Below are 22,036 nucleotides of genomic sequence, written 5' to 3' on the forward strand. Positions count from 1 at the left end.
GGCTTCGGTCGCTCGATGACATCCCCGTCAGACATGGGCAGGCGCCTCCTCGTGGACTCGTTCGGCGCGGCTGCACCGCCCCCGGTCACAGGCGGTGGGGGTCGACCTCCGACGTTCTTCAGGGTTCCAGGCGACGCACCCCTCGTGCGACGCTGCATGGCCACCTACGCGGTCGGACACCACCCGGAACCAGCCACCGACACGTACCACTCAGTCCGAGCGCGGGGCACCACCTACGCAGGGATTTCGGTGGGAGGTGCGCGTCCACAGTGGTCGGTGTCCGCCGCGTCTCTCGTCCGACGAGCCGCTGGCGCCCGTCGAGCGGACCGGCGTGGCGTCGCTGGATGTCCCCATGTCACGTGCCCTCACGTCCACCGCAGCCGCCTGCCTCGCAGCGATCGGCGGCGTGCTGCTCGCCCCACCGGCCGCAGCCGCCTCCCACGAGCTGGAGGAGGACCACATCTTCACGGTCCCCGACCCGCGAGCGACCGGCTACGACGTCGACCTCGACGGTGACCTCGCCGTCTACACGGGCCGCTACCAGTCCACGTCCGCCGCCGGCACCGGCCTCGTCCAGGTGGCCAGCTGGACGGACAGCGGGGGTCAGGCCGGCTGGGGCGTCACTGATCTTCCGGTTCCGGCGGATGCCCGCGGTTTCGGCGCCTCCGTCGCCGCCGACGAGGCGACCGGCCGGGTCGTGGTCGGCGCGCTCACCACGCAGCAGGTCGTCGTCTACACGCAGGCGGAGCCGGGCGACTGGCAGGTCGAGAGGGTCCTGACCGCACCGGCGCACCCGCGGGTCGGCACGGTGCGGGGATTCGGGGAGAGCGTCGCGCTCGACGGCGACACCCTCGTGGTCGGCGCCCCGAACAGCACCGTCGACGACCGCGCGAACGCCGGCGTCGCGTACTCCTTCGACCTCAGCACCGGCGCAGGGTCCACCCTGGTGCCCGGCGCGGATCAGGTGATCGGCGACGCCATCGCGGGGCAGGACGTGGCCGTCGCGGGCGGCGTGATCGCGGTCGGCGCGCCGCAGGTGCGCCGCACCCTGGACTTCTACGGCAGCACGTTCCGCGTCGGCGGCGTGTACGTGTGGGAGGCCGCGAACCTCGAGTCGAGCCCGTCGCTCACCAGCCAGCCCGTCGGTGAGGAGATGAAGTCGATCCCCCCGGGCACCGGCGGCGGGCCCGCGTTCGGGTACAGCCTCGCGATCGTCGACGACCGGCTCTACGTCGGCTCCCCGCTCGAGGTGAACTACACCGCCGACGACGCCGCCGACCCCACCGGTGGGTACAACGCCACCTCGGTCGACGAGGGCACCACCACGCAGGGCGCCGTCTACGTCTACGACGTGAGCGACCCCAGCGCGCCGGGGCAGGTCGGCGGCAAGATCGTGCCCCCTCCGCACACCTGGGCCTTCGGCCACTCCGTCGCCGTCACCGGGGACGTCCTGCTGGCCTCCGGCTACCACTCCGCCGACGGGCGACTCGGCCAGGTCTACGCCCTGGACCCGAGCGCCGTGGACCCCGCCGTCCCCGACGACGCCGGACTGCTGCGCCAGGTCGTCGAGCCGGCGCAGACCCTGCGCGGGTCCGACATGGGGCCCGGCGCCCGGTTCGGCAGCAGCGCGCTCGGGCACGGCCTGGCGGTCTCCGGCGACCGCGCCGCGATCGCCGGGTTCCCCGCCAGCACCGCGGTCAGCGGCAAGGTCTACGTGTTCGAGGGCGTCAGCGGCGAGACCACCTCGGTCACCGTCCCGGACGTCGGCGTCGAGTACGGCCGGCCCGCGACCGTGACGGCCGCCGTCACCGGCGCGTCCGCCGCGGCAGCCGTCGTCACCGTCGGCGGCGTCGAGGTCCCCGGCGCGTCCGTGACCGCCGGCACCGTCTCCGTCGGGCTCGCCCCCTCCGCGTTCCCCGCCGGTGAGCACGCCGTCACGGTCACGGTCCTCTCCGCGGTCGACGGGGTCGAGCTCGCCACCGGTCACGGAACGCTCCGGGTCTCCCCGGCGGCGACCGTCACCATCCTGGGTGCGGCCGCCGACGCCGAGGCGGGACAGCCCGTCTCGGTCACCGGCGCGGTGACCGCCGAGCACGGCACCGTGCCGACCGGCTCGATCGACCTCGTGTCCGGCGGGCAGGTCGTCGCCGCGGCGCAGATCGGCGCGGACGGCGGCTTCCGGGCCGAAGTGCCCGCCGAGTCGGTCACCGCGCCCGCCCTCGCGCTCGAAGCCCGGTACGCCGGCGACGTGAACCACCTCGCGTCCACGGGAGCGTCCACGATCGACGTGCTGCCCCCGGCGGTCCCCGAACCGACCCCAGGGCCGGAGGGGCAGGGACCGGGTGCGGGGGTCGACCAGACGTCGAGCGACGCCGACACGGACCGTCCCGCCCTGCGCATCGGCCCGCTCGCTGCGACCGGCGTCGCCGGTCTCGGTGCGCTGTGGCTGCTCGGGGCGGTGCTCACGGGCGGCGGCGTCGCCCTGGTGCTGCGCGCGCGTCGGACCCGGACCGACGGGCGTCTGCCGTGAACGAGGAGAACCCCGGCGCCGGCGCGCGCGACGATCACGGCCCGGCGAACAGGCACCGGACGTGGCTACCGCTCGGCGTCGTCCTCATCGGCGTCGCGATGATGCTGAACGCGACCCATGCGCCGCGCTGGGCGATGCTCTGCGTCCTCGTGCCGGGCGTCGTGATCACCGTCGCGGGGATCCGCGCCAGCGTGGGCAGAGCGCCCGGGGACGACGCCGGCGAGCGGCGCACCAGGGACCGTTGACTCCGGGCCCGTGCGCGACGACGTCAGCGGCGTCGTCGCCATCACGACCGTTCAGGCGCCCCGGCCGACCGTCCGAGAGAGCCACCCGCCGGCGGGTCGGCACCGCCCATAGCGTTCCGGTGCGGCCGGTGGCGCACGAGCAGAGCCGCTCGATGACAAGGGAAGGTCGATGAGGACAACCACCACGGCACGACGGCGCAGCAGCAGGTACGTCAGGAGCGCAGCGGCAGCGGCGGGCCTCGCCCTGTTCGCGATCACGGCATGCTCCCCCTCCTCGTCGGACGAGGACGCGGCGAACGACTCGTTCACGTCGCGGGAGGTGTCGGACGGCGAGACGGACTTCGTCGTCGTGACGAACCCGGGCGACGGACCGGTCCTGTCCTACGGGAAGGACAGCGGGGTGGAGCTCCTGTCCGAGGAGATCGACGGCCAGGAGTACGCGTTCAAGGACATGAACGCCGACGGCGAGCTGGACACGTGGGAGGACTGGCGGGAGACCGCCGAGGACCGCGCCGCCGACCTGGCGGAGGACCTGTCGATCGAGCAGATCGCCGGCCTCATGCTGTTCAGCTCCCACGAGCGCTCGCCCGCCGACGGTCTCACGGACGGGCAGGAGGAGTACCTGTCGCAGTCGCGGCTCCGGAACGTGCTGAACGCGGGCCCGAACGAGGTCGACGTGAACGTGCGGTGGGCGAACGAGATGCAGGCGTACGTCGAGTCGCTCTCGACCGACGACGAGCCGTACGTCCCGGTCAACTTCAGCACAGACCCGCGCACCACAGCCTCGAGCTCGGCGGCGTACAACGCCGAGGGGGCGGACATCTCACGCTGGCCGTCCAATCTCGGGCTGGCGGCGACGTTCGACACCGAGACGATGGACGCGTTCGCGTCGATGACGTCGGCGGAGTACCGGGCACTCGGCATCGCGACCGCTCTGAGCCCGCAGATCGACCTGGCCTCCGAGCCGCGCTGGTTGCGGGTCGAGGGCACGTTCGGCGAGAACGTCGAGCTGAGCAGCCGGCTCGCGGCCGCCTACGTCGACGGGTTCCAGACGTCGCCGGGTACCGAGGGCTGGGGCGACGAGTCGGTCAACGCGATGATCAAGCACTGGGCGGGCGACGGCCCCGGCGAGGGCGGCCGGGAGTCGCACAAGAGCTCGGGCAAGTACGGGGTGTATCCCGGCGGTGCCTTCGACCTGCACACGCAGCCGTTCATCGCGGCGCTCGACTCCGCCGCGATCATGACGTCGTACTCCATCGCGGTCGACGGTGCCGGCGAGCCGCTTCTCGGCAACCGGGCCGGCACCGCGTACGACCCGGGGCGGATGGCCCTGCTGCGGGAGGACAACGGCTACCAGGGTGTCGTGGTCACCGACTGGGGCGTCACCCGCGACTTCGACCCGGGCACCATCACCACGTCCTGGGGCGGCGAGGACCTGACCGTCGACGAGCGGCACTACGCCATCCTCAGGACGGGCGTCGACATGTTCGGCGGCAACAACGACGTGGCGCCGGTGCTCGCCGCTCACGCCATGTGGCAGGCGGACTTCGAGGCCGGCGAGAACGAGGTCGACGCCGACACCCGGTTCCGGGAGACGGGGGCGCGTGTGCTCACCCTGATCTTCCAGCCCGGCCTGTACGAGAACCCGTACCTCGACCTCGAGCAGTCGCAGGCGGTCGTCGCCTCCTCCGACAAGCTCGAGGCGGGCTACCAGGCCCAACTGGACTCGGTCGTGATGCTCAAGAACGACGCCGGCACGATCGCCGCCGCCGAGGCGGACGACTGGGCGGACAAGACCGTGTACATCCCGCGCTCGTTCGACACGGGCTTCGCCACGACGCGGACGCCCGCCGAGTACACGGAGGGCCCCGGCCTGACGGTGGAGGTCGCCGAGCAGTACTTCGCGGAGGTCGTGACGGACGAGGCCGTCGAGGACGCGGACGGCAGGGTCACGGGTTACACCGCCCCCGGACCTCTCCGACGTGGACCTGGTGCTCGTCGGCATGGACAGCCCGACCAACGGCAGCCTGTCGTCGGGTGCAGGGCAGGACGGCGAGACCGGTGAGTGGTACCCCCTCTCGCTGCAGTACCGCCCGTACACCGCGGACGGCCCGGACGTCCGCCAGACCTCGATCGGCGGCGACGTCCTCCCGGACGGCAGCCGCGAGAACCGCTCGTACGCCGGCAGCACCTCGCGCATCTCGAACGAAGCGGACCTGGACGCGTTCGAGCGCGCCGTGGCAGCGGTCGAGGCGTCGGGCCGGGACGTCCCGGTGATCACGGTCCTCAAGGCCAACAACCCGACGGTCCCGACCGAGTTCGAGGCGGAGTCGGACGCGATCGTCGTCGGGTTCGGGACGAGCGACCAGGCGCTCATCGAGACGGCCCTCGGACTGTCGGAGCCCCGGGGTCGCCTGCCGATCGGCTTCCCGGAGTCGATGGACGCGGTGGAGGCGCAGCTCGAGGACGTGCCGGAGGACACCGAGCCGTACGTGGACTCGGCTGGCAACACCTACGAGTTCGGCTTCGGACTCGATCACGACGGGCCGATCACCGGCTGAGTGCTCGCCCGGTCCCGCCCAGGTCACTGCGCCGCCACCGCGGCGATCACCGGGACGGACACGACGGGTGCACTCTCCGCCTGCGGGCGGGGAGGGCACCCGTCGTCGTCCCCGCGCAACCGGCGCGGTCGCGACCACCCCGGTTCAGCCGGAGTGGGCGACGTCGTCCGTGAGCGCCTCGAGGAACGCGCGCCGCCGGGACCGGCTGATGACGAGCTCGGCGCCGGTGGTCATGACGCAGCTGGCCTGGCGCACCTCGGCGACGTGCCGCAGGTTCACGAGGAAGCAGCTGTTCGAGCGGAAGAAGCCGGCCTGCGGGACGAGATCGTCCTCGAGGGCACGGAGCGTCCCCGAGAACCCGTAGGACCCGTCGACCGTGTGCACGTCGATGCGGTGCCTCGAGGAGCTGGCCGCGTACACGATGTCCGCGACCGGCACGCGGGCCGTGCCGCTCGACGTCGGCAGCAGCACCGCCGCGCCGCTGTGACGCCGGAGCCGGCCCGCGCTCCGGGTCAGGCTCCGCGCCAGCGAGAAGTACGAGACCGGCTTGACGAGGAAGTCCATGGCGTCCACCTCGTAGCCGCGCGGGGCGGACGACACCAGGTGGGTGACGAACACGATCACCACCCGAGGGTCCAGGTTGCGGATGCGGCGCGCGGTCTCCAGCCCGTCCAGGTGCTGCATCTGCACGTCGAGGAGGATCACGTCGTAGGCGGCGCGGTAGCGGCGGACGATGTCCCGTCCGTCGGAGAAGTGGTGGATCTCGAACCGCACACCGTTCTCGGCCTGGAAGCGGTCCAGCAGCTCGACCAGACGCTGCCGGTCGTCTGGGTCGTCCTCGACGACCGCGACCCGGAGCTCGCTCACGCGCGGACCAGCGCCGGCCCTCAGGCCTCGGGGATCTCGCGGCCGAAGTTGTCCAGCCGGACGTCGGCCGGCTCCGGCCCGCCGCGGACGCCGGTGTCGAGCGCGTCGATCGCCGCCAGCTGCTCGCCGGTCAGCTCGAAGTCGAAGACGTCGAGGTTCTCCGCGATCCGCGCCGGCTTCACGGACTTCGGGATGGCGGAGCGGCCCTGCTGCAGGTGCCAGCGCAGCATGACCTGCGCGGCGGACTTGCCGTACTGCTCGGCGATGCCCAGGATCACCGGGTCGTCGAACGTCCGCTTGCTGTCGCCGCCGCGGTAGGCCGTGATGCCGCCGATCGGCGACCACGCCTGGGTGAGGATGCCGTGGGCGGCGTCCGCGGCCTGGACATCGGGCTGCGTGAAGTACGGGTGGACCTCGACCTGGTTCACGGCCGGGACGACGTCGGTGCGCTCGAGCAGGCTGCTCAGGTGCTCGGGCATGAAGTTCGAGACGCCGATCGCGCGGACCTTGCCGTCGGCGAGCAACGTCTCCAGGGCCTTGTAGGCGCCGATGGTCAGCTCGAAGTCGGACGGCAGGGCCTGGTGCAGGATCAGCAGGTCGATCTGCTCGACGCCGAGCTTGCCGGCGCTCTTGTCGAACGCGTGCAGCGTGGCGTCGTAGCCGTAGTCGCTGATCCAGATCTTGGTCTCGATGAACACCTCGGAGCGGTCGACGCCGGAGGTGGCGATCGCCTGCCCGACCTCGCGCTCGTTGCCGTAGGCCGCGGCGGTGTCGATGTGCCGGTAGCCCACGCGCAGCGCCTCGGACACCGCAGAGACGGTCTCCTCCGGCGGCGTCTGGAACACCCCGAACCCGATCACGGGGATCTCGATTCCGTTGTTGAGCGTCAGTGTCTGCGTCATGCCGTCCACGCTACGAGCCGACACCGATGCGAGGGAGAGGTCGTCAGTACCCCCTTGAAGGCCGCGGCCGGGTGCAGCGCGCCCGGCGACTCCGCGAGCGGGGTAACAGCAGCCCCTGCCTCCCGTCGCAGTCACGGGCGACGATGGCCGGCGAGAGGAGCCACCCATGCCTACCTGGTTCATCACGGGCTGCTCGACCGGCCTCGGCCGCGAGCTCGCCCTCGCCGTCCTGCGTCGCGGCTGGAACGCCGTCGTCACCGCCCGCGACCCGCAGCGCGTCGCCGACGTCGTCGCGCAGTTCCCGGACACCGCCCTCGCCCTGCCCCTGGAGGTCGGCGACCACGCGCAGGTCGTGTCCGCGGTCGCTGCCGCGACCGAGCGGTTCGGCGCGATCGACGTCGTGGTCAACAACGCCGGTCACGGGTTCCGGGCCGCCGTCGAGGAGGCCGAGGACGACGAGGTCGCCGAGCTCTTCGCGACCAACTTCTTCGGACCGGTCGACCTGGTCAAGGCGGTCCTGCCGCAGATGCGCGAGCGCCGCTCGGGGACCATCGTCAACGTCTCGTCCATCGGTGCGCCGCGGTCCAACCCGGCCTCCGGCTACTACTCGGCGACCAAGTCCGCGCTGGAGTCCGTCTCCGACGCGCTCGCGCGGGAGGTCCGACCCCTCGGCATCCACGTCCTCGTCCTGGAGCCGGGCGCGCTCCGCACCGAGTTCTCCGGCGGCTCCTTGCTGCAGTCGCGCAGGGTGATCGACGACTACGCCGGCACCGCCGGCCTGCGCCGCAAGGAGAACGACCGCACCCACGGCACGCAGCCGGGCGACCCGGCGCGGGCGGCGGAGACGGTGGTCGACGTCGTCGCCGCCGGTGACCCACCGTTCCGGCTGCTGCTGGGCAGCGACGCCCTGGCCGTCGTGCGCGAGGAGCTCACCGGGCGTCTCGCGGAGATCGACGCCTGGCAGGACACCAGCGCCGCCACCGACTTCCCGACCGACTGAACCCGCACCAGAAGGAGCACGCAGCATGTCGACGTGGCTGATCACCGGCACCTCGAGCGGGCTCGGTCGAGCCCTCGCGGAGGCGGTCCTCGCCGCGGGGCACCGCGTCGTCGTCACCGCCCGTGACACCGCCCACGTGCACGAGCTCGTCGACCGGTACCCGCGGACCGCGGTCGCCGTCCGGCTGGACGTGACCGACGAAGAGTCCGTCCAGCGGGCGGTCCGGCAGGCGCACGAGACGTTCGGTGGCATGGACGTGCTCGTGAACAACGCCGGGTACGGCTACGTCGCGGCCGTCGAGGAGGGCGAGCCCGAGGCGGTCGACCGGCTGTTCGCGACGAACGTCTTCGGGCCCGCCGCACTGATCCGCGCCGTCCTGCCGTCGATGCGTGCCGCCGGCGCCGGGACGATCGTCAACGTCTCCTCGGTCGGCGCCCGCACCACGATCCCCGGGGGCGGGTACTACTCGGCCGCGAAGGCCGCTCTCGAGGGCCTGTCCGGGTCGCTGCGGCGCGAGGTCGAGCCGTTCGGCATCCGCGTGGTCGTCGTCGAGCCCGGGTCGTTCCGGACCGACTTCCGAGGCCGCTCGGCACAGCGCTCCCACGTCGTGATCGACGCCTACGACGCCGTGCTCGGCCGCGACGGGGGTGGCGGGCTGTCACCCCAGCGCGGGGAACCGCTGAAGGCCGCCCACGCGATCCTCGAGGCGGTGCAGTCCCCGCAGCCGCCGCAGCTGCTGCTGCTGGGCAGCGACGCGCTCGAGGGCTTCCGGGCGCGGGCGCTGGCGGAGGCCGAGGACGTCGACCGGTTCGAGGAGCTGACCCTGAGCACGGACGCCGACTGACCGCCCGCCGACCGTGCGGTTCTACGCCGGCGCGCGCGACCTGGGTGCCGATCGGCCGTAGACGTCAGCCGAGCTGGTCGGCGGGACGCAGCACCACCTCGTTGATCGCGAGGTGGCGGGGCCGCGCGAGGACGAACGCGATGACCTCGGCGATGTCCTCGGGGGTCACCGTGGCGATGTCGTACCCCTGCTGCACGGCCTCGCGTGTCGCCTCGTGCGTGATGTGCGTCGGCAGCTCGGTGTCCACGACACCGGGTTCGATCAGGGTGACCCGCACGTCCGGGAGCAGCTGCTGGCGCAGGGACTCCGACCAGCCGTTCATGCCCCACTTGGTCGCGGCGTACACGGCGTTGCCGGAGCGGGCGGTGCGCCCGGCGACGGACGAGATGTTGATCAGGTCGCCGGCGCCGTCGGTGAGCTGGTCGAGGAAGACCTCGGTCGCGGTGATCGCGCCCAGCAGGTTCACCTCGACCATGGCGCGGTAGTCGTCGCGCTGGTCGGGGCCGAACGGGCCCAGAAGCATCGTGCCGGCGTTGTTGACGAGCACGTCCGCGCCGCCGAGCTCCGTGCGCACGCGCTCGGCCGCCGTGACGAGGGCGTCGCGGTCGGTGACGTCGGCCTGGATCGGCAGTGCCCGGTCGCCGATCTCGGCGGCCAGCGCCTCGATGCGGTCGACGCGGCGGGCCAGGAGCGCGACCCGGTAGCCGGCGGCGGCCAAGGCGCGGGCGGTAGCAGCGCCGATGCCGGAGGAGCCTCCGGTGATGACGGCGACGCGGTCGTGGGTGGCGGACTGCGTCATGGTGAGGTGCCCTTTCGTCAGGTGCGTGCGCGGCCGTCAGGACCGCGCGGCGGCGCGGTCCTGCTGCGCGGCGGCGGCGGTCTGCTCGGCCCAGGTCGCCAGCAGGAGGAGGTGGGCCGCCGAGGGGCTCGCGGGTTCGGCGGTGTAGACGATCAGCGAGTGCCCGGGGTCACCGGGGAGGTCCATGGACTCGTACGTCAGGGTCAGGTCACCGACCACGGGGTGCCGCATGCGCTTGGCGCCGCTGCGGTGCAGCCGGACGTCGTGCGCCGCCCACATGCGGGAGAACTCGGGGCTGCGGGTCGTCAGCTCACCGATCAGGCTGCTCAGGACGCGGTCGTCCGGCGTGCGGCCCGCGGCGGTCCGCAGGCTGGCGGCCAGGTCGGTCGCGGCGCGGTCCCAGTCCACGAAGAAGTCCCGCGCGCGCGGGTCGAGGAACGTGAAGCGGGCCAGGTTCACCGGGCGCGCGGGGTCGCGGTAGAGCTCGCTGTAGAGCGCCCGGCCCAGGGAGTTCGTCGCCACGATGTCACGGCGGTCGTTGCGCACCATGGCCGGGACGCCCTGCATCGAGTCGAGCATCCACTGCACCTCCCGGCGGACGGTGCCACGCGGCGGCCGCGCACCCCGTGCCGCGCGCCGCGACGGTCCGGCGTTGGCCGCACGCGCGAGGTCTGTCAGGTGCAGCCGCTCGGCCTCGTCGAGCTGCAGGGCGTCGGCGAGCGCTGACAGCACCTGCTCGGACGTACCCGTGAGGTTCCCGCGCTCGAGGCGGGTGTAGTAGTCCACGCTGACCCCCGCGAGCATCGCGACCTCCTCGCGGCGCAACCCGGTGACGCGGCGGTGCCCGCCCCACGCCGGGAGTCCTGCCTGCTCGGGCGTCAGCCGTGCGCGGCGGGTGGTGAGGAACTCGCGCACCTGCTCCCTGGTGTCCATGACCGGCACGCTACGTCGCGATGCGGACGGCAGGCAGGGGCTGGCAGTACCGGTCTCCCAGCCGGGTACTGCCAGGCCCTGCCTCGCCGCACGTCGCGTCCGTAGCGTCGGAGGATGCGACAGACGACGAGACGATCCCCGTGGCAGGCGACCGGGCTGACCGCCGCAGGCGTGGTCGGCGTCGTGGGTCTCGGCGGGTGCGGGCCGGCCGACCGGGACCGGGCCGACGCGCCGACGACCGCTACGACCGCCGCGCAGCAGGGGGCGGCCGCACCGGTGCCCGACCAGGACCGGTACCGCGACGGTGAGTACACGGCGACGGGGTGGTACGGCGGTCTGCCTTCGCACATCGTCGTGGACGTGACCCTGCGCGACGACGTGGTCACCGACGTCGAGGTCACTCCGACAGCCACGAACGAGACGTCGCTCGACCTGCAGGAGCGGTTCGCGGAGGCGGTCGTCGACGTCGTCGTGGGCCGCCCCCTGGACGAGATCGAGCTGGACTACCTGGCCGGGTCGAGCGGGACGACGCTCGGGTTCAACGACGCCCTGGAGCAGATCCGGGAGCAGGCGGCGCGCTGACGCGCTCGCGCTCGTAGGCGGCCCGGGACGTCGTGCCCGTCGTCGCCCTGGCCTAGGCGCTGTCGGCGTCCTGCCCCAGCCTCGCCAGCCCGAGCGCGGCCATCAGGCCCGAGCGCGAGCCGCCCACGACCACCGCGGTGCCGGCCCGTCCTGCCGAGCTCATCGCAGCCCTCGCAGTGGCAGCGACCGGCGTGCGGTGGTGAGCGCGACCACCGAGGCGACGAGCACGAGCAGCAGGTAGCCGTCGGCGATCTGATCGACGCTGAGCACGGACGTCAGCCGGCCGGCGGCCAGACCCGGGCCGGCCGCGCCGGCGTAGGAGACGAGGAAGACCGTCGCCAGGACCCCGGCGTGGTCGCCCGCACCGGTCCGGCCGAGGACCGCCCGCATCCCCGCCGAGTTGGCGGCGCCCTGCGCGAGGCCCGCGAGGTACGAGGCGAGCAGGAACGGCAGGATCGCCCCGGCGTGCAGCGAGAGCACGGCACCGGCCGCCGCCACGCAGAACAGCACGAGCCCCACGGTCATCGCGGTGCGCTCGGGCAGGCGGCGCGTCAGCGTCCCACCGACCGGGCCCAGGATCACCACGGAGGAGAACACGACCGCGATGACGACGGTGTTCGTCGTGCCGAGGTGGTCCGCCGTGACCGCCGGCGAGAACGCCTGGTAGAAGCCGCTCAGCGACCACGTCGCGACCAGGGCCGCGCCGGCCGTGAACAGCGCGCACCGGCACCGGCCGGGACGGAGACGTGCGGCACGAGCGAGGCGAGCGCGCCGGGCGCCCGCGTACCCGGCTCCCGGGACAGCAGCACGAGCACCAGGCACACCGCCAGGCCGACGCACACGACCGCGTACGTCAGGACGCGCGGAGCAGGAGCCACCTGGACCAGGGCGCCGGACAGCAGCGCGCCGACCGAGATGGCGAACGGCGGGGTGTTGCTGGTGACGATCGCCGCCAGCCCTCCAGGCCGGGCGGGAGCGGTGTCCACGACGAAAGACCCGAGCGCGCTGGACGCGACCCCGCAGGCCAGCCCCTGCAGCATCCGCCCGCCCAGCAGGATTTCCAGCCGGTCGACGTGCATCAGAACGAGGCAGCCCGCCGCGGCCAGGACGACAGCGGCCGCGGCGACCGGACGTCGACCCACGTGGTCGGAGAGTCGCCCCAGCAGCAGCAGCGACAGCGCCGTGACCGCGAGATAGCACACGGTGGTGATCGCGAGGCCGCCGTCGGTGATGCCGTCAGCGACGCGGTAGGTGTTGTACAGCGGGACGGGCGTGCCCGAGGCGAGGAACACCATCGCCAGGGCCGCGGTCGCCGCCCCGAACGCCGGTGTGCCCTCCAGTCGACGAATGACGGACCGGTCCTGCTTGCTCACGCACGTGCTCCTGGCTGTCGACGACCTGGCCGCGTCAGCGAACCAGGCGGGTGACGTCCGAGGGAGTGTCTGCCAGTACCGGACACGGCAGTCCCTCGCACGACCACCAGTCGCCGACCGAAGGGGGTTCTCGTAGCCACTGCCTGCGTCGGCGGGCGACTCGTAGCGTGGCGGCATGGACAACCGCAGCGAGGTGCGCGACTTCCTCGTCTCCCGTCGTGGGCGCATCACGCCCGACGACGTCGGTCTGCCGCAGTACGGACGCGCCCGTCGCGTCCCGGGCCTGCGCCGCGACGAGGTTGCCATGCTGGCCGGGGTCTCCGTGGAGTACTACACGCAGATCGAGCGCGGGAGCCTGCGCGGGGTCTCCGAGAGCGTGCTGCACGGGCTCGCCCGCGCGTTGCAGATGGACCCGTCCGAGCGCGCCCACCTGCTCGACCTGGCGCGCGTGGCCGGCGACGGCGCGACGCTGCGACGCCGCGCCACGCCCCCGCAGCGTGTGCGGTCGGCGCTCCAGCACGTCCTCGACAGCCAGCTCGCGCCCGCTTGGGTCAGCAACGGTCGGGGCGACATCCTGGCGACCAACCGGCTCGGGCGGGCGCTGAACGCGCCGCTGTTCGACGACCCCGTCCGTCCCGTGAACGCCGCCCGGTTCCGGTTCCTGAACCCCCGCGCCGCCGACTTCTACCGGGACTGGGAGGGCACCGGACGCGAGATCGTCGCGGTGCTGCGCGCCGCCGCCGGCCGCGACCCCTACGACAAGGCGCTGACCGACCTGATCGGCGACCTCAGCACCCGCAGCGAGGAGTTCCGCGAGCGGTGGGCCACGCACGACGTCCGGCTGCACCGCACCGGCACCAAGCGTCTGCACCACCCGGTCGTCGGCGACCTCGACCTGTTCTTCGAGGGCCTCGAGCTGCCCGCCGACCCTGGTCTCGCCATGTTCGTCTTCGGCGCGGAGCCCGGCTCGCCGTCCCAGCAGGCGCTCGACCTGCTCGCCAGCTGGTCCGCCACGGACGACGCGTACGACGGCTCGCTGCCGGCGACCGGGTCGCAGCGGCGCTGACGTCTCCTTTTTTGGGGGTCCCTCCGGGGTATCCGTCGCCGTCCCGACCCGCTCGGCGTGGGCTCAGGTGACCGCGACCAGCGGCGTACTCGCCAGGCGCACGCCATACCCGCCATCGTCGCAGTGGCCGTCGTCGTGGCCCTGGCGGCCGGGGCGGTGTTGGTCGTCCCGGTCAGGCGCCGCCGGACGCGCCGGCGGTAGCGCCGGTCTGCGCGGGGGCCGGACCACGACTGGCACGGGGTTGACCCGGCTCAACGAATCACACCTGTCGCCTGGGCCCCCGTGGCTGACGCGTGCTCGACCGCGATCAGGCGTCCGAGAACGCTTGTGTCAAGCGTGCGCCGTTGTCGGTTCCTCCTGGTCGAGCCAGGCCGGACCACGCGATGACAAGTACGCTTGACATCCGGTGCGGGCGCGAGGAAGTCTGAGCGCATGACAAGCACGCTTGACACAGGGCAGACTCGGGCGCCTGCTCGGGCGTACGTGCTGATGGCAGCGACCGCGACGGCTCTCACGGCGGCGATCGGGGCGGTTGCTGGCTGGGTGCGAGCCGACGAGGACGGCTTCTGGCGGGCCGCCTTCGTGTTCGCGCTGTTGTGCGCACCGGTGGTGTTCTCCTTGGCGTGGACGCTGTTCGTCGCCGGCCACACTGTTCAGCATGACCGGCACCCGGAGGACAACATCGAGACGCGGTGGTACCGCGAGGCAACGAGTGGCGCATTCCACGACGTGCTCGCCGCCACCGGTCTCGGGCTGACCGTCACGTCGATCGGCGGCACCGACCTGGATGGACGCACGGTGCTGTTCGGTGTGGTCGTCCTGGCGATCGTCGACGCGCTCGTGCGGCTGGTCGTGGTGCGACGCCGGGCATCCTGATCCTGATGGACAACATCCTGCCCGCCCTGCGCGCCGAGAGGCAGTGGTCACAGGCGCGACTGGCTCAAGAACTCGGAGTGTCCCGGCAGACGATCGTGTCGATCGAGACGGGCCGTTTCGACCCCAGCCTGCCCCTCGCGTTCCGCATCGCCGCGCTGTTCGAGCAGTCCATCGAGGACATCTTCTCCGGCGATCGCTGACGATCAGACGGGTGCTAGCCCGGGCGAGCTCCGGCTCGGTCACCTGCGTCCAGACGGGGCATGCAGAAACCCCCGCCCAGGGTGACCCGGACGGGGGTTGTGCGCTGTGCGCCCGGAGGGACTCGAACCCCCAACCTTCTGATCCGAAGTCTGGGGATGCACGGATCCTCACGCTGGGCGTCGGCCACCACTCACCAGCACCCGATTTCGCCGAGGCTGCCGGTCTGTGAGCACCCATTTCCCACGGCGTCGCCTCGCTGAGTGCCAGTGCGATGCAATCGTCGCGTAGGTGCCAGTGAACTGCCTCGACACCTCCGTCTCGCCGCGCGACAACGCCGCCGAGATCCTTGCCGACTGGGTGCAGCACATGGAAGTCGCTGCCCTCTCGTCCCGGACGATCACCGAACGCACGAGGATCGTGCGCGCGATCTCCCGGGACATGGACGCGTCCCCGACGCGCTTGACCTCCGACCTGATCAGGGTCTGGCTGCAGGCCGTCGAACTGCCTACGTCTCGCGCCTCGTACTACCAGGCTCTCGTGGCTTGGTCGCGCCATCTCGTGCGCGCCGGAGTGCGGGACGACGACCCCATGTTGCGGGTCCCGCGACCTCGCACGGTGCCGGGCCTGCCGCGGCCGGCTGACACCACGGCGCTCTACGCCGTGCTGACGGCGCCCGGGCAGCACCCGGACACGCGCGACAAGGTCCTGCTTGGTGCGTTCGAGGGGTTCCGCGTGCACGAGATCGCCAAGGTTCGCGGAGAGGACTTCCGGATTGTGCCGGGCCAGCTCCGCGTGGTGGGCAAGGGCGCCAGGGAGGACTACTTGCCCGTGCACCCCTGGGTGGCCGCCGCCGCCGCACTGCGGCCGGCTCGGGGGGTGTGGTTTCCCTCTCCCGTCCGCCAGGGTCGCCCGGTGCACCCGAACTCGGTCTCGACGGTGATCTCGGCGGCGTTCGCGCGCGCAGGCGCCGTCGCCACCGCACACCAGCTCCGGCATTGGTTCGCGAGCACGCTCCTGGAGGAGGGCCATGACGTCCGGGTCGTGCAGGAGCTGATGCGCCACCGCTCCCTTGCCACGACCGCGATCTACACACAGGTCAGCCCGCACCGGCGGCGAGCGGCGGTCGAGTCGCTGCCTGGTCCTCCCGGTGGGATCCCCGCCCTGCTCGACCCCAGCAACGCCCGCGCAACGTCAGACCTGGAGGGCTGATGAGCCTCGACGAGAATCACCCACCGCGCGACCAGCGCGTCAGTATCCATGCTCGCCGTCGCAGGCTATGGATCAGCAGCGGTCTCATCGTCGCTCTCGCAGTCTGCGCCGTGGCGGTGACTGCTTCGACACGCGCGCGTGCTCATGCGCACGCAGTGGACGCCTACGCCGCGGCGGTGGCCGATCTGCGTGACGCGCTCGAAGATGCGGACGGGGTCGCCGACGTGAACGCCGCCGCGCTGGTGCCCGCGGACCAGGTCACGGACCCCGAGACGTTCACGGCCCTCGCCACGGCGGTCGGCGCCGTCTCTGACCTCCCGCGCGTGCCCGAGTCGGGCGCGGACGCGCCGTGGCGTTCCTGGTCCACGGAGGACCTGGACGGAGGCGCCCGGGACCTACGTCGCATCACCGTTACGACGCGCAGCCAGACCGCCGACCGGCAGGCGGCAGCCGCTGCGGTGCTCGCGTCGCACGACGCGTGGCTCCTTGATCAAGCCCGCACCGACCACGACGCCGCGCACGGCGAGCTGGTAGCGGCGGTCGACGCCGCAGCGGCGCTCCTGACCGCGTCCGAGGGTCACGTGCTCGACGACGCCTCGCGCTTGGCGCTGAGCGCAGCGATCGACGCTGCCGGCCCCGTTCGGGACACCGCCGCGGACGCCGAGGACACGGCAGCCCTCACCGCCGCTGCCGTCACGACTCGCGAACACGTCGCCGCGCTAGCCGCCGCTCAGCAGGCCGTCGTCGACGCGCAGGCCGCGTGGCAGGCCGAGCAGGACCGGGTTGCCGCCGAGCACGCCGCTGCCGCGGCGGCAGCGAGCTCCGGCCGGAAGAAGACGCCCACTGCGACGAGCGGTGGCAGTTCTGCACCGCGAGGCGGCGGTGGTGCCGGCAGCTCTGGCGCAGGCACCGGGGCCGGCAGCCCGAGCCCGGCCGCACCGGCGGGAGGCGACGGGTCGCACTGGTCGGACACCAGTTCCGGCCCTGACCTCTGCCACTCCGGCGACACGTCGGGCGGTTCTTGGGAGTGCTGATGGAAAGCAGATGAGGTCCGCGGGACGAGGGACCCCTCGCCATAAGGCGAGGACCCGGCGCGGGAACGCCGGGCCCTCTTCTCGCACGAGATCACTCCAGATCACCAGTCGGGGCCAAGGCCCCGGAGAGGTTTTGTCATGCGAGCAGTAAGAGTTTTCCATGCTCAGGGGCGGCGCGCGACGCTGACTGTGGCGACGACGACCGCGGTGGTGTGCGCGCTGGCTGCGGGAGCCGCAGGTCCGGCGTTCGCGGCGATGGGCCGCACCGGTCACGGCATCGAGATCAGCGGTGTCACGTCCTACGGCACGACGTGGCTGGGACCGGTGGTCGGGACCGCAGACGCCGAGGTCACCGGGTGGCTGTCCTGGTGCATCACCATCGGCCCCGACGCGCCCGACGGCGCCCCTGCAGTCGCGATCGACTACGTGTCCGACCCTCAGCTCGCGTGGATCGTGCAGGCCAAGGAGGGCGAGGCCAGGTCCGACGGATCGGGGCTGTCCGCGGCGGCGATCGCGTACCTGATGCACTCCCGCCACGACACCGGCACCGCCACGGTGTCGGACACAGCACGCAGGGCCGCGCTCGAGGCGAACACCCCGCAGTCGATCAAGGACAAGGCCGCGGCCTATCTCGGGGAAGCCGCCAGCCAGGCCGGTCCCTACGGAGCGGGCAACGCGGCCGCGGTCGGGGCCGGCGAGCGGACTGGTCAGGTGAACAACCTAGGCATGCAGTCGGATGCCGGCGCCTGGATCCCCGGCAAGGAGATGACCGTCACCCTGGACGGCCCTGCGGTGTTCGACACGAACGGCAACGGCCGCCCCGACCCTGGCGAGACGAACGTCTGGACGGGACAGACCGAGGGTGGCCCGATCTCGCTGCGCTGGGCCGCAAACGGCAACGGCACGGTGAACTGGACGCGCACCATCAAGGCGCCCGCCCGGACCACACTGACGAAGTTCTCCGCCGCCGGACAGGTGCAGGACACGCTGTCCTACGGGTACCGCAGCCCGTCGGACCCCGAGGAGATCACCGCACCGGGCCCGGCGTTCGACGTGGTCTTCGACTTCCAGCCGGTGGCGACGTCGAACGTCGGTGACGCGAAGGTCGTCGAGGCGGGCGAGGAGCTGTCGGACACCCTGACGGTGTCGGCCAAGGACGACCCGTGGGTCGTGCTGGGCGGGGACCCGGTGGACGTGCTGTTCGAGGGCACGGCGTACGCCACGGGCCTGCAGCCGGCCGCGCAGGCCGCTGACGTCCCGGCGGACGCGCCCGTGGTCGGCACGGCGTCGTTCATCGCGGACGGCCCGGGCGAGTACACGGTGACGGCCCCGGCGCTGCCGCAGGGGCAGTTCGTCACGTGGGTGTGGCGTGAGGTGAAGGCGAACCAGCCTGCGAACCTCCAGCCGTACATCCGCGGTGACTGGTCCGACGCGTACGGAATCGCCGAGGAGACCACGTCGGTGCGTCACGACACCGTCGACTTCGACTCCACGCTGACGGTGCGGGAGACGAAGTCGGGCACGTACCTGGTCGACGACGTGTGGACCGACGGGTTCCCCGAGGACCACACCGAGTTCGACGGAGCCGCGGGCTTCGCCGCCGACGTCAAGGACATGGCGCACGAGCTGTGGTTCTTCCCGCAGGACGTCGAGGTTCTCGACGAGAACATCGACCAGGCCGAGCTCGTCGGCACGGTCAAGCTCGACGCCGAGAACGGGTTCGAGCCGACCGTCGGGTCCACGAAGTACGTGGTGAAGAAGGACGAGGCCGGCAACGACGTCGTGGGCACGTACGCGGCCCGGGTCGTGTGGGCCGGCGACGACCGGGTCGCGCCGTTCACGTCCTCGGTGACGGACCCGGCCGAGCAGTACGCCACCCTGCCCGTGCCGCTGGGCGTGACCACGAAGGCGCACTCCGACGTCGAGCTCGTCGAGGGCGGCACGGCCACCCTGGGCGACACCGGCATCGTGACGGGCACGGTGCCCGAGGACTCGACCATCGAGTACGACCTGCACCACTGGACCGGTGAGGACCCCGTCTGCACGCCGGAGAACCTGGTGGACCACTCCGAGGCGATCCCGCTGGACGGACCCGGTGAGTACGAGTCGACCCCCACGGTTCTGGACCCCGTGAACGCGGGCAGCTACGGGTACGTCGAGACCGTCCGGAACGTCGACGGTCAGGTCATCGACCGCGGGGAGTGCGGCGAGGCCGAGGAGACCCTGCACGTCACCCCGGCGCCGGAGCCGGCCGCACCACTGGCCGGCGACGAGGACGCGGCCGCCGCTCTGGCCGACACCGACGGCGCCCTTGCCGTGACCGGTTCGCAGGCCACCGCGATGGCGGCCGCGGCCGCGGCGCTGGTCGCCGCAGGCGTCGGCGTCGTGCTGTACCGACGGCGCCTCGCGCAGGCCGTGGCAGCGCAGGCAGGCACCGACCTGCCCTGAGCGGCGGTGGCGGGGGTGCGGCCAGGCCGGAACCGGCACCCCCGCCGCGGCTCCCACGGTCCGACGGGCCCCGGCAGGTAGGGGCCGGCCCGTCAACGGACCTCGCCGGTGGCTGAGCCCTACACCCACCACCCACCGGCGCCAGCTCTTCCCTCATCTTCGAAGGAGCGTCATGGACGCGCAGCGACGTACCCCCCGCGAGGGTCGCGGAACCAGCAGTACCGCCGTGCGGACCCGCACAGCAGCAACGGTCCTGGCAGCCGCGCTCGTGGCGATGGCCGCGACCGGCGCGTCCGCGGTCGCCGCCGAACCGGGCGCCGAGGAGTCCAGCGGCGCGACCGCGGGCCCCACTCACGTGGGCCAGGAGTGGTCGGTGTACGTCGAGGCCGGCGGCCGCGTCGACGTACGGGTCGAGATCTCGCCGAACGCCGCGACGAACGGCGAGCCGCACGCGATCGTGACCGAGCAGCCCGGGACGGTCGGCCTGGTCGCGACCTCCCCGTCCGGCCAGGAGCAGGCCAGCGACGTGCAGTGGGACCCCGAGGCCGGCGCGATCGTGGCTGACTCGTTCCAAGACCCCGCGCAGGACGCCGGGGTATGGCGGGTGCGGCTGACCGCCACGAACGAGGCCGGCGCCCCGTGGGCGTGGGGCCAGTACCTGACGAGCGAGGCTTGGCAGATCGTCCCGCGCGACAGCGACGGCACCGCGCACACCGGGCGGGTGTGGGTCGACGAGTACCTGCAGTCCGACGCCGGGATGCGCGCCAAGGGCGTGTCCCGCTGGGACCAGACGCACTACCTGCTGTCCGCGTCCGGGGTGACCTACCGGGCCACGCAGTTCGGGTTCAACGGCATCCACTCACGCAGCCACGCCGACAGCCTCGGCCTGACCGACCTGTCGTGCCAGCCGATCCAGCACTCCACCACCGCCGGGGACCCGCTGGTCCGGTTCGGATCCACCTGCCCCGACGTGACCCGCTACCGGCTGTTCTTCGAGACCCCGGACACCACCATGCCGGCGACCGCCGCGTTCTTCACCGGGCAGCAGTCCTGGGTCATGCCGACCTACACCAGCCCGAGCATCCCCGCGCTGACCTGGTCGCAGACCACCCCCGGGAACGCCTGGGGCGGGGAGCTGGCCGTGACCCTCGAAGGTCAGGCCGGCACGGTCGAGGTGCGCGTCGACGTCGACGACGACGGCGCGTTCACCGGCGCCCGCGACGTGACGCTCACCCGCGCGGTCCCGCTCGGCGTGACCGGGATCGAGTGGGACGGCACCGACGCCACGGGCGTCCCGGTGCCGCTGTCCCAGGCGGTGCGGTTCCAGGCCGAGCTGGTGACCTCCGGGGACATCTACTTCGTGCACGACGACGTGGAGTACCGCGACGGCGGCATCGAGGTCGAGGCCGTGAACGGCCCGCAGGCCGGGTCGCGGGCGCTGTGGTGGGACGACCGCCCGATGGAGGGCTGCTTCTACAGCGACGGGTCCGGCCGGACCGTGACCCCGTGCATCGGCGGGCAGCCCACCGCCCTGGCCGGCGACGGCATCGACTCCACCGGGGGCGTGCACGGCTGGGGGCAGGGCGCGGTCATCACCGAGGCCGCAACGACCTGGGGCGACGGCAAGCACATCCAGGACTGGACGCACACGACCGACCGCGCCGTCTCCGCGGTGCTGCAGCTGCACGGGGCGGTGGCCATCACCAAGGCCGCTGACGTCGAGACGCTGACCGCCGGCGACACCACCACGCACACGTGGACGGTGGAGAACACCGGCAGCGTCGACCTGCTCGGCCTCGAGGTCGTCGACGACCTGGCCGCAGTCCTGCCGGCAGGCGACTTCGACCCCGACACCATCACGACCACCACCGGCCAGGCCGCCCTGGACGTCGACGCCCAGACCCTGACCTGGACGGGCGACCTGCCCGCCGGGCGGGCGGCCACGGTCGAGTACCAGGTGCACACGAACGCCACGGCACCGGTCCCGACGATCCGCGACACCGTCGAGGTCACCGGCTGGGACGCCACCGCGACGGTCACCCAGGACATCACCACCCCACCCGCGCCCGCTCTCCCGGCCCCACCGGAGCCCGTGCAGGTCGTCGACGCCGACCCGACGCCGGCGCTGCCCGCCGCAGCCGCCGACCCGGCGCCCTTGGCCGTCACCGGCCCGGCCGGGATCACGGCCGTGGTCGCCGCGGTCCTCGTGCTGCTGACCGCCGGTGCGGTCGTCGTGCATGCCGTCCGTCGGCGCCGGCAGGCCCTCGCGGGTCAGCCGCAGATCGACGCCTGAACCAGCGTCCCCAGACCTCCCAGGAAGAAGCCCCTCATGCCCATCTCACGGCGGCTGCGCGACGCAGCCGAGACGACCGCGGCCCGGACCCGCGCGGTGCTCGTGATGCCCCTGCTGCTCGCGTTCTTCGCCCCGCTGCTCGTCCTGGCGGCGGCCGAGGAGCGAGACGTTCGCCGTGGCCGCGAGCCGGCCACCGCGATCGGCGAGTCGCTGCTGTGACCCGCCCGCACGACCCCCGCACCAGCTGGTGCGGGGCCGAGTACCGACAGAAAG

Annotated in this window: 21 protein-coding genes; 15 read left to right on the plus strand and 6 right to left on the minus strand. The window is 72.7% G+C overall.

Annotated elements, in window-relative coordinates; genetic code table 11:
• Positions 1 to 352: 352 nt before the first annotated feature.
• The 4 genes from KJP73_RS13775 to KJP73_RS13790 all read left to right on the plus strand — a co-directional run bounded on the left by KJP73_RS13775 (position 353) and on the right by KJP73_RS13790 (position 5,336).
• The gene (locus tag KJP73_RS13775; protein ID WP_213283431.1) at positions 353 to 2,530 is read left to right on the plus strand and encodes an Ig-like domain-containing protein; all 2,178 of its coding nucleotides are present in this window, start codon (positions 353 to 355) and stop codon (positions 2,528 to 2,530) included.
• A complete protein-coding gene (locus tag KJP73_RS13780; protein WP_213283432.1) occupies positions 2,527 to 2,775 on the plus strand; it encodes a hypothetical protein in 249 nt (82 codons plus the stop codon). Before KJP73_RS13775 ends, KJP73_RS13780 begins: the two co-directional genes overlap by 4 nt.
• A 169-nt stretch (positions 2,776 to 2,944) precedes the next feature.
• Positions 2,945 to 4,840 (plus strand): glycoside hydrolase family 3 protein, encoded by a 1,896-nt coding sequence (locus KJP73_RS13785; protein WP_213283433.1) that lies wholly within the window; start codon positions 2,945 to 2,947, stop codon positions 4,838 to 4,840.
• Positions 4,779 to 5,336 (plus strand): glycoside hydrolase family 3 C-terminal domain-containing protein, encoded by a 558-nt coding sequence (locus tag KJP73_RS13790; RefSeq protein WP_213283434.1) that lies wholly within the window; start codon positions 4,779 to 4,781, stop codon positions 5,334 to 5,336. The genes KJP73_RS13785 and KJP73_RS13790 overlap by 62 nt, the downstream gene beginning before the upstream one ends.
• A gap of 144 nt (positions 5,337 to 5,480) precedes the next feature.
• Here KJP73_RS13790 and KJP73_RS13795 read toward each other — a convergent pair whose 3' ends face one another.
• Both KJP73_RS13795 and KJP73_RS13800 read right to left on the minus strand, forming a co-directional pair.
• Positions 5,481 to 6,203: a LytR/AlgR family response regulator transcription factor gene (locus KJP73_RS13795; protein WP_213283435.1), complete on the minus strand. Its 723-nt coding sequence runs from the start codon at positions 6,201 to 6,203 to the stop codon at positions 5,481 to 5,483.
• Positions 6,204 to 6,223: 20 nt separating this feature from the next.
• On the minus strand, positions 6,224 to 7,105 hold the full coding sequence (locus KJP73_RS13800; RefSeq protein WP_213283436.1) for an aldo/keto reductase: 882 nt from the start codon (positions 7,103 to 7,105) through the stop codon (positions 6,224 to 6,226).
• A gap of 166 nt (positions 7,106 to 7,271) precedes the next feature.
• Between KJP73_RS13800 and KJP73_RS13805 the strand changes: the two genes are divergently transcribed.
• Both KJP73_RS13805 and KJP73_RS13810 read left to right on the plus strand, forming a co-directional pair.
• Entirely contained in the window at positions 7,272 to 8,105 is an 834-nt protein-coding gene (locus KJP73_RS13805) for an oxidoreductase (RefSeq protein ID WP_213283437.1), read from the plus strand.
• A gap of 25 nt (positions 8,106 to 8,130) precedes the next feature.
• Positions 8,131 to 8,949: an oxidoreductase gene (locus KJP73_RS13810; RefSeq protein WP_213283438.1), complete on the plus strand. Its 819-nt coding sequence runs from the start codon at positions 8,131 to 8,133 to the stop codon at positions 8,947 to 8,949.
• 64 nt (positions 8,950 to 9,013) lie between these two features.
• Here KJP73_RS13810 and KJP73_RS13815 read toward each other — a convergent pair whose 3' ends face one another.
• Both KJP73_RS13815 and KJP73_RS13820 read right to left on the minus strand, forming a co-directional pair.
• Positions 9,014 to 9,748 carry an SDR family oxidoreductase gene (locus tag KJP73_RS13815; RefSeq protein ID WP_213283439.1) on the minus strand — a complete coding sequence of 245 codons (735 nt, stop codon included), beginning with the start codon at positions 9,746 to 9,748 and terminating at the stop codon, positions 9,014 to 9,016.
• A gap of 36 nt (positions 9,749 to 9,784) precedes the next feature.
• Positions 9,785 to 10,681: a helix-turn-helix transcriptional regulator gene (locus KJP73_RS13820; protein WP_213283440.1), complete on the minus strand. Its 897-nt coding sequence runs from the start codon at positions 10,679 to 10,681 to the stop codon at positions 9,785 to 9,787.
• Between the two features lie 114 nt (positions 10,682 to 10,795).
• Between KJP73_RS13820 and KJP73_RS13825 the strand changes: the two genes are divergently transcribed.
• On the plus strand, positions 10,796 to 11,263 hold the full coding sequence (locus KJP73_RS13825; protein WP_213283441.1) for a hypothetical protein: 468 nt from the start codon (positions 10,796 to 10,798) through the stop codon (positions 11,261 to 11,263).
• Between the two features lie 159 nt (positions 11,264 to 11,422).
• Here KJP73_RS13825 and KJP73_RS13830 read toward each other — a convergent pair whose 3' ends face one another.
• Together KJP73_RS13830 and KJP73_RS13835 are read right to left on the minus strand one after the other, a co-directional pair.
• Positions 11,423 to 11,860, minus strand: a complete 438-nt coding sequence (locus KJP73_RS13830; RefSeq protein WP_213283442.1) for a hypothetical protein — start codon at positions 11,858 to 11,860, stop codon at positions 11,423 to 11,425.
• A gap of 77 nt (positions 11,861 to 11,937) precedes the next feature.
• Positions 11,938 to 12,636 carry an MFS transporter gene (locus KJP73_RS13835; RefSeq protein WP_213283443.1) on the minus strand — a complete coding sequence of 233 codons (699 nt, stop codon included), beginning with the start codon at positions 12,634 to 12,636 and terminating at the stop codon, positions 11,938 to 11,940.
• A 175-nt stretch (positions 12,637 to 12,811) separates the two neighbouring features.
• Here KJP73_RS13835 and KJP73_RS13840 point away from each other — a divergent pair, with 175 nt between their 5' ends.
• From KJP73_RS13840 to KJP73_RS13875, 8 genes are all read left to right on the plus strand, one after another.
• Positions 12,812 to 13,702, plus strand: coding sequence for a helix-turn-helix domain-containing protein (locus tag KJP73_RS13840; RefSeq protein WP_213283444.1), 891 nt, complete (start codon positions 12,812 to 12,814; stop codon positions 13,700 to 13,702).
• A gap of 489 nt (positions 13,703 to 14,191) precedes the next feature.
• The gene (locus KJP73_RS13845; protein ID WP_213283445.1) at positions 14,192 to 14,578 is read left to right on the plus strand and encodes a hypothetical protein; all 387 of its coding nucleotides are present in this window, start codon (positions 14,192 to 14,194) and stop codon (positions 14,576 to 14,578) included.
• Between the two features lie 5 nt (positions 14,579 to 14,583).
• Positions 14,584 to 14,778 carry a helix-turn-helix transcriptional regulator gene (locus KJP73_RS13850; protein WP_213283446.1) on the plus strand — a complete coding sequence of 65 codons (195 nt, stop codon included), beginning with the start codon at positions 14,584 to 14,586 and terminating at the stop codon, positions 14,776 to 14,778.
• A gap of 295 nt (positions 14,779 to 15,073) precedes the next feature.
• Entirely contained in the window at positions 15,074 to 15,988 is a 915-nt protein-coding gene (locus KJP73_RS13855; protein ID WP_213283447.1) for a tyrosine-type recombinase/integrase, read from the plus strand.
• On the plus strand, positions 15,988 to 17,022 hold the full coding sequence (locus KJP73_RS13860; protein WP_213283448.1) for a hypothetical protein: 1,035 nt from the start codon (positions 15,988 to 15,990) through the stop codon (positions 17,020 to 17,022). The genes KJP73_RS13855 and KJP73_RS13860 overlap by 1 nt, the downstream gene beginning before the upstream one ends.
• A gap of 189 nt (positions 17,023 to 17,211) precedes the next feature.
• Entirely contained in the window at positions 17,212 to 19,470 is a 2,259-nt protein-coding gene (locus tag KJP73_RS13865) for a hypothetical protein (RefSeq protein ID WP_213283449.1), read from the plus strand.
• Between the two features lie 226 nt (positions 19,471 to 19,696).
• Positions 19,697 to 21,763, plus strand: a complete 2,067-nt coding sequence (locus KJP73_RS13870) for a DUF11 domain-containing protein (RefSeq protein WP_213283450.1) — start codon at positions 19,697 to 19,699, stop codon at positions 21,761 to 21,763.
• Between the two features lie 36 nt (positions 21,764 to 21,799).
• Positions 21,800 to 21,982 carry a hypothetical protein gene (locus KJP73_RS13875; RefSeq protein WP_213283451.1) on the plus strand — a complete coding sequence of 61 codons (183 nt, stop codon included), beginning with the start codon at positions 21,800 to 21,802 and terminating at the stop codon, positions 21,980 to 21,982.
• Positions 21,983 to 22,036 lie beyond the last annotated feature (54 nt).

This window comes from Cellulomonas hominis (assembly GCF_901521055.1).
Lineage (GTDB): Bacteria > Actinomycetota > Actinomycetes > Actinomycetales > Cellulomonadaceae > Cellulomonas > Cellulomonas endometrii.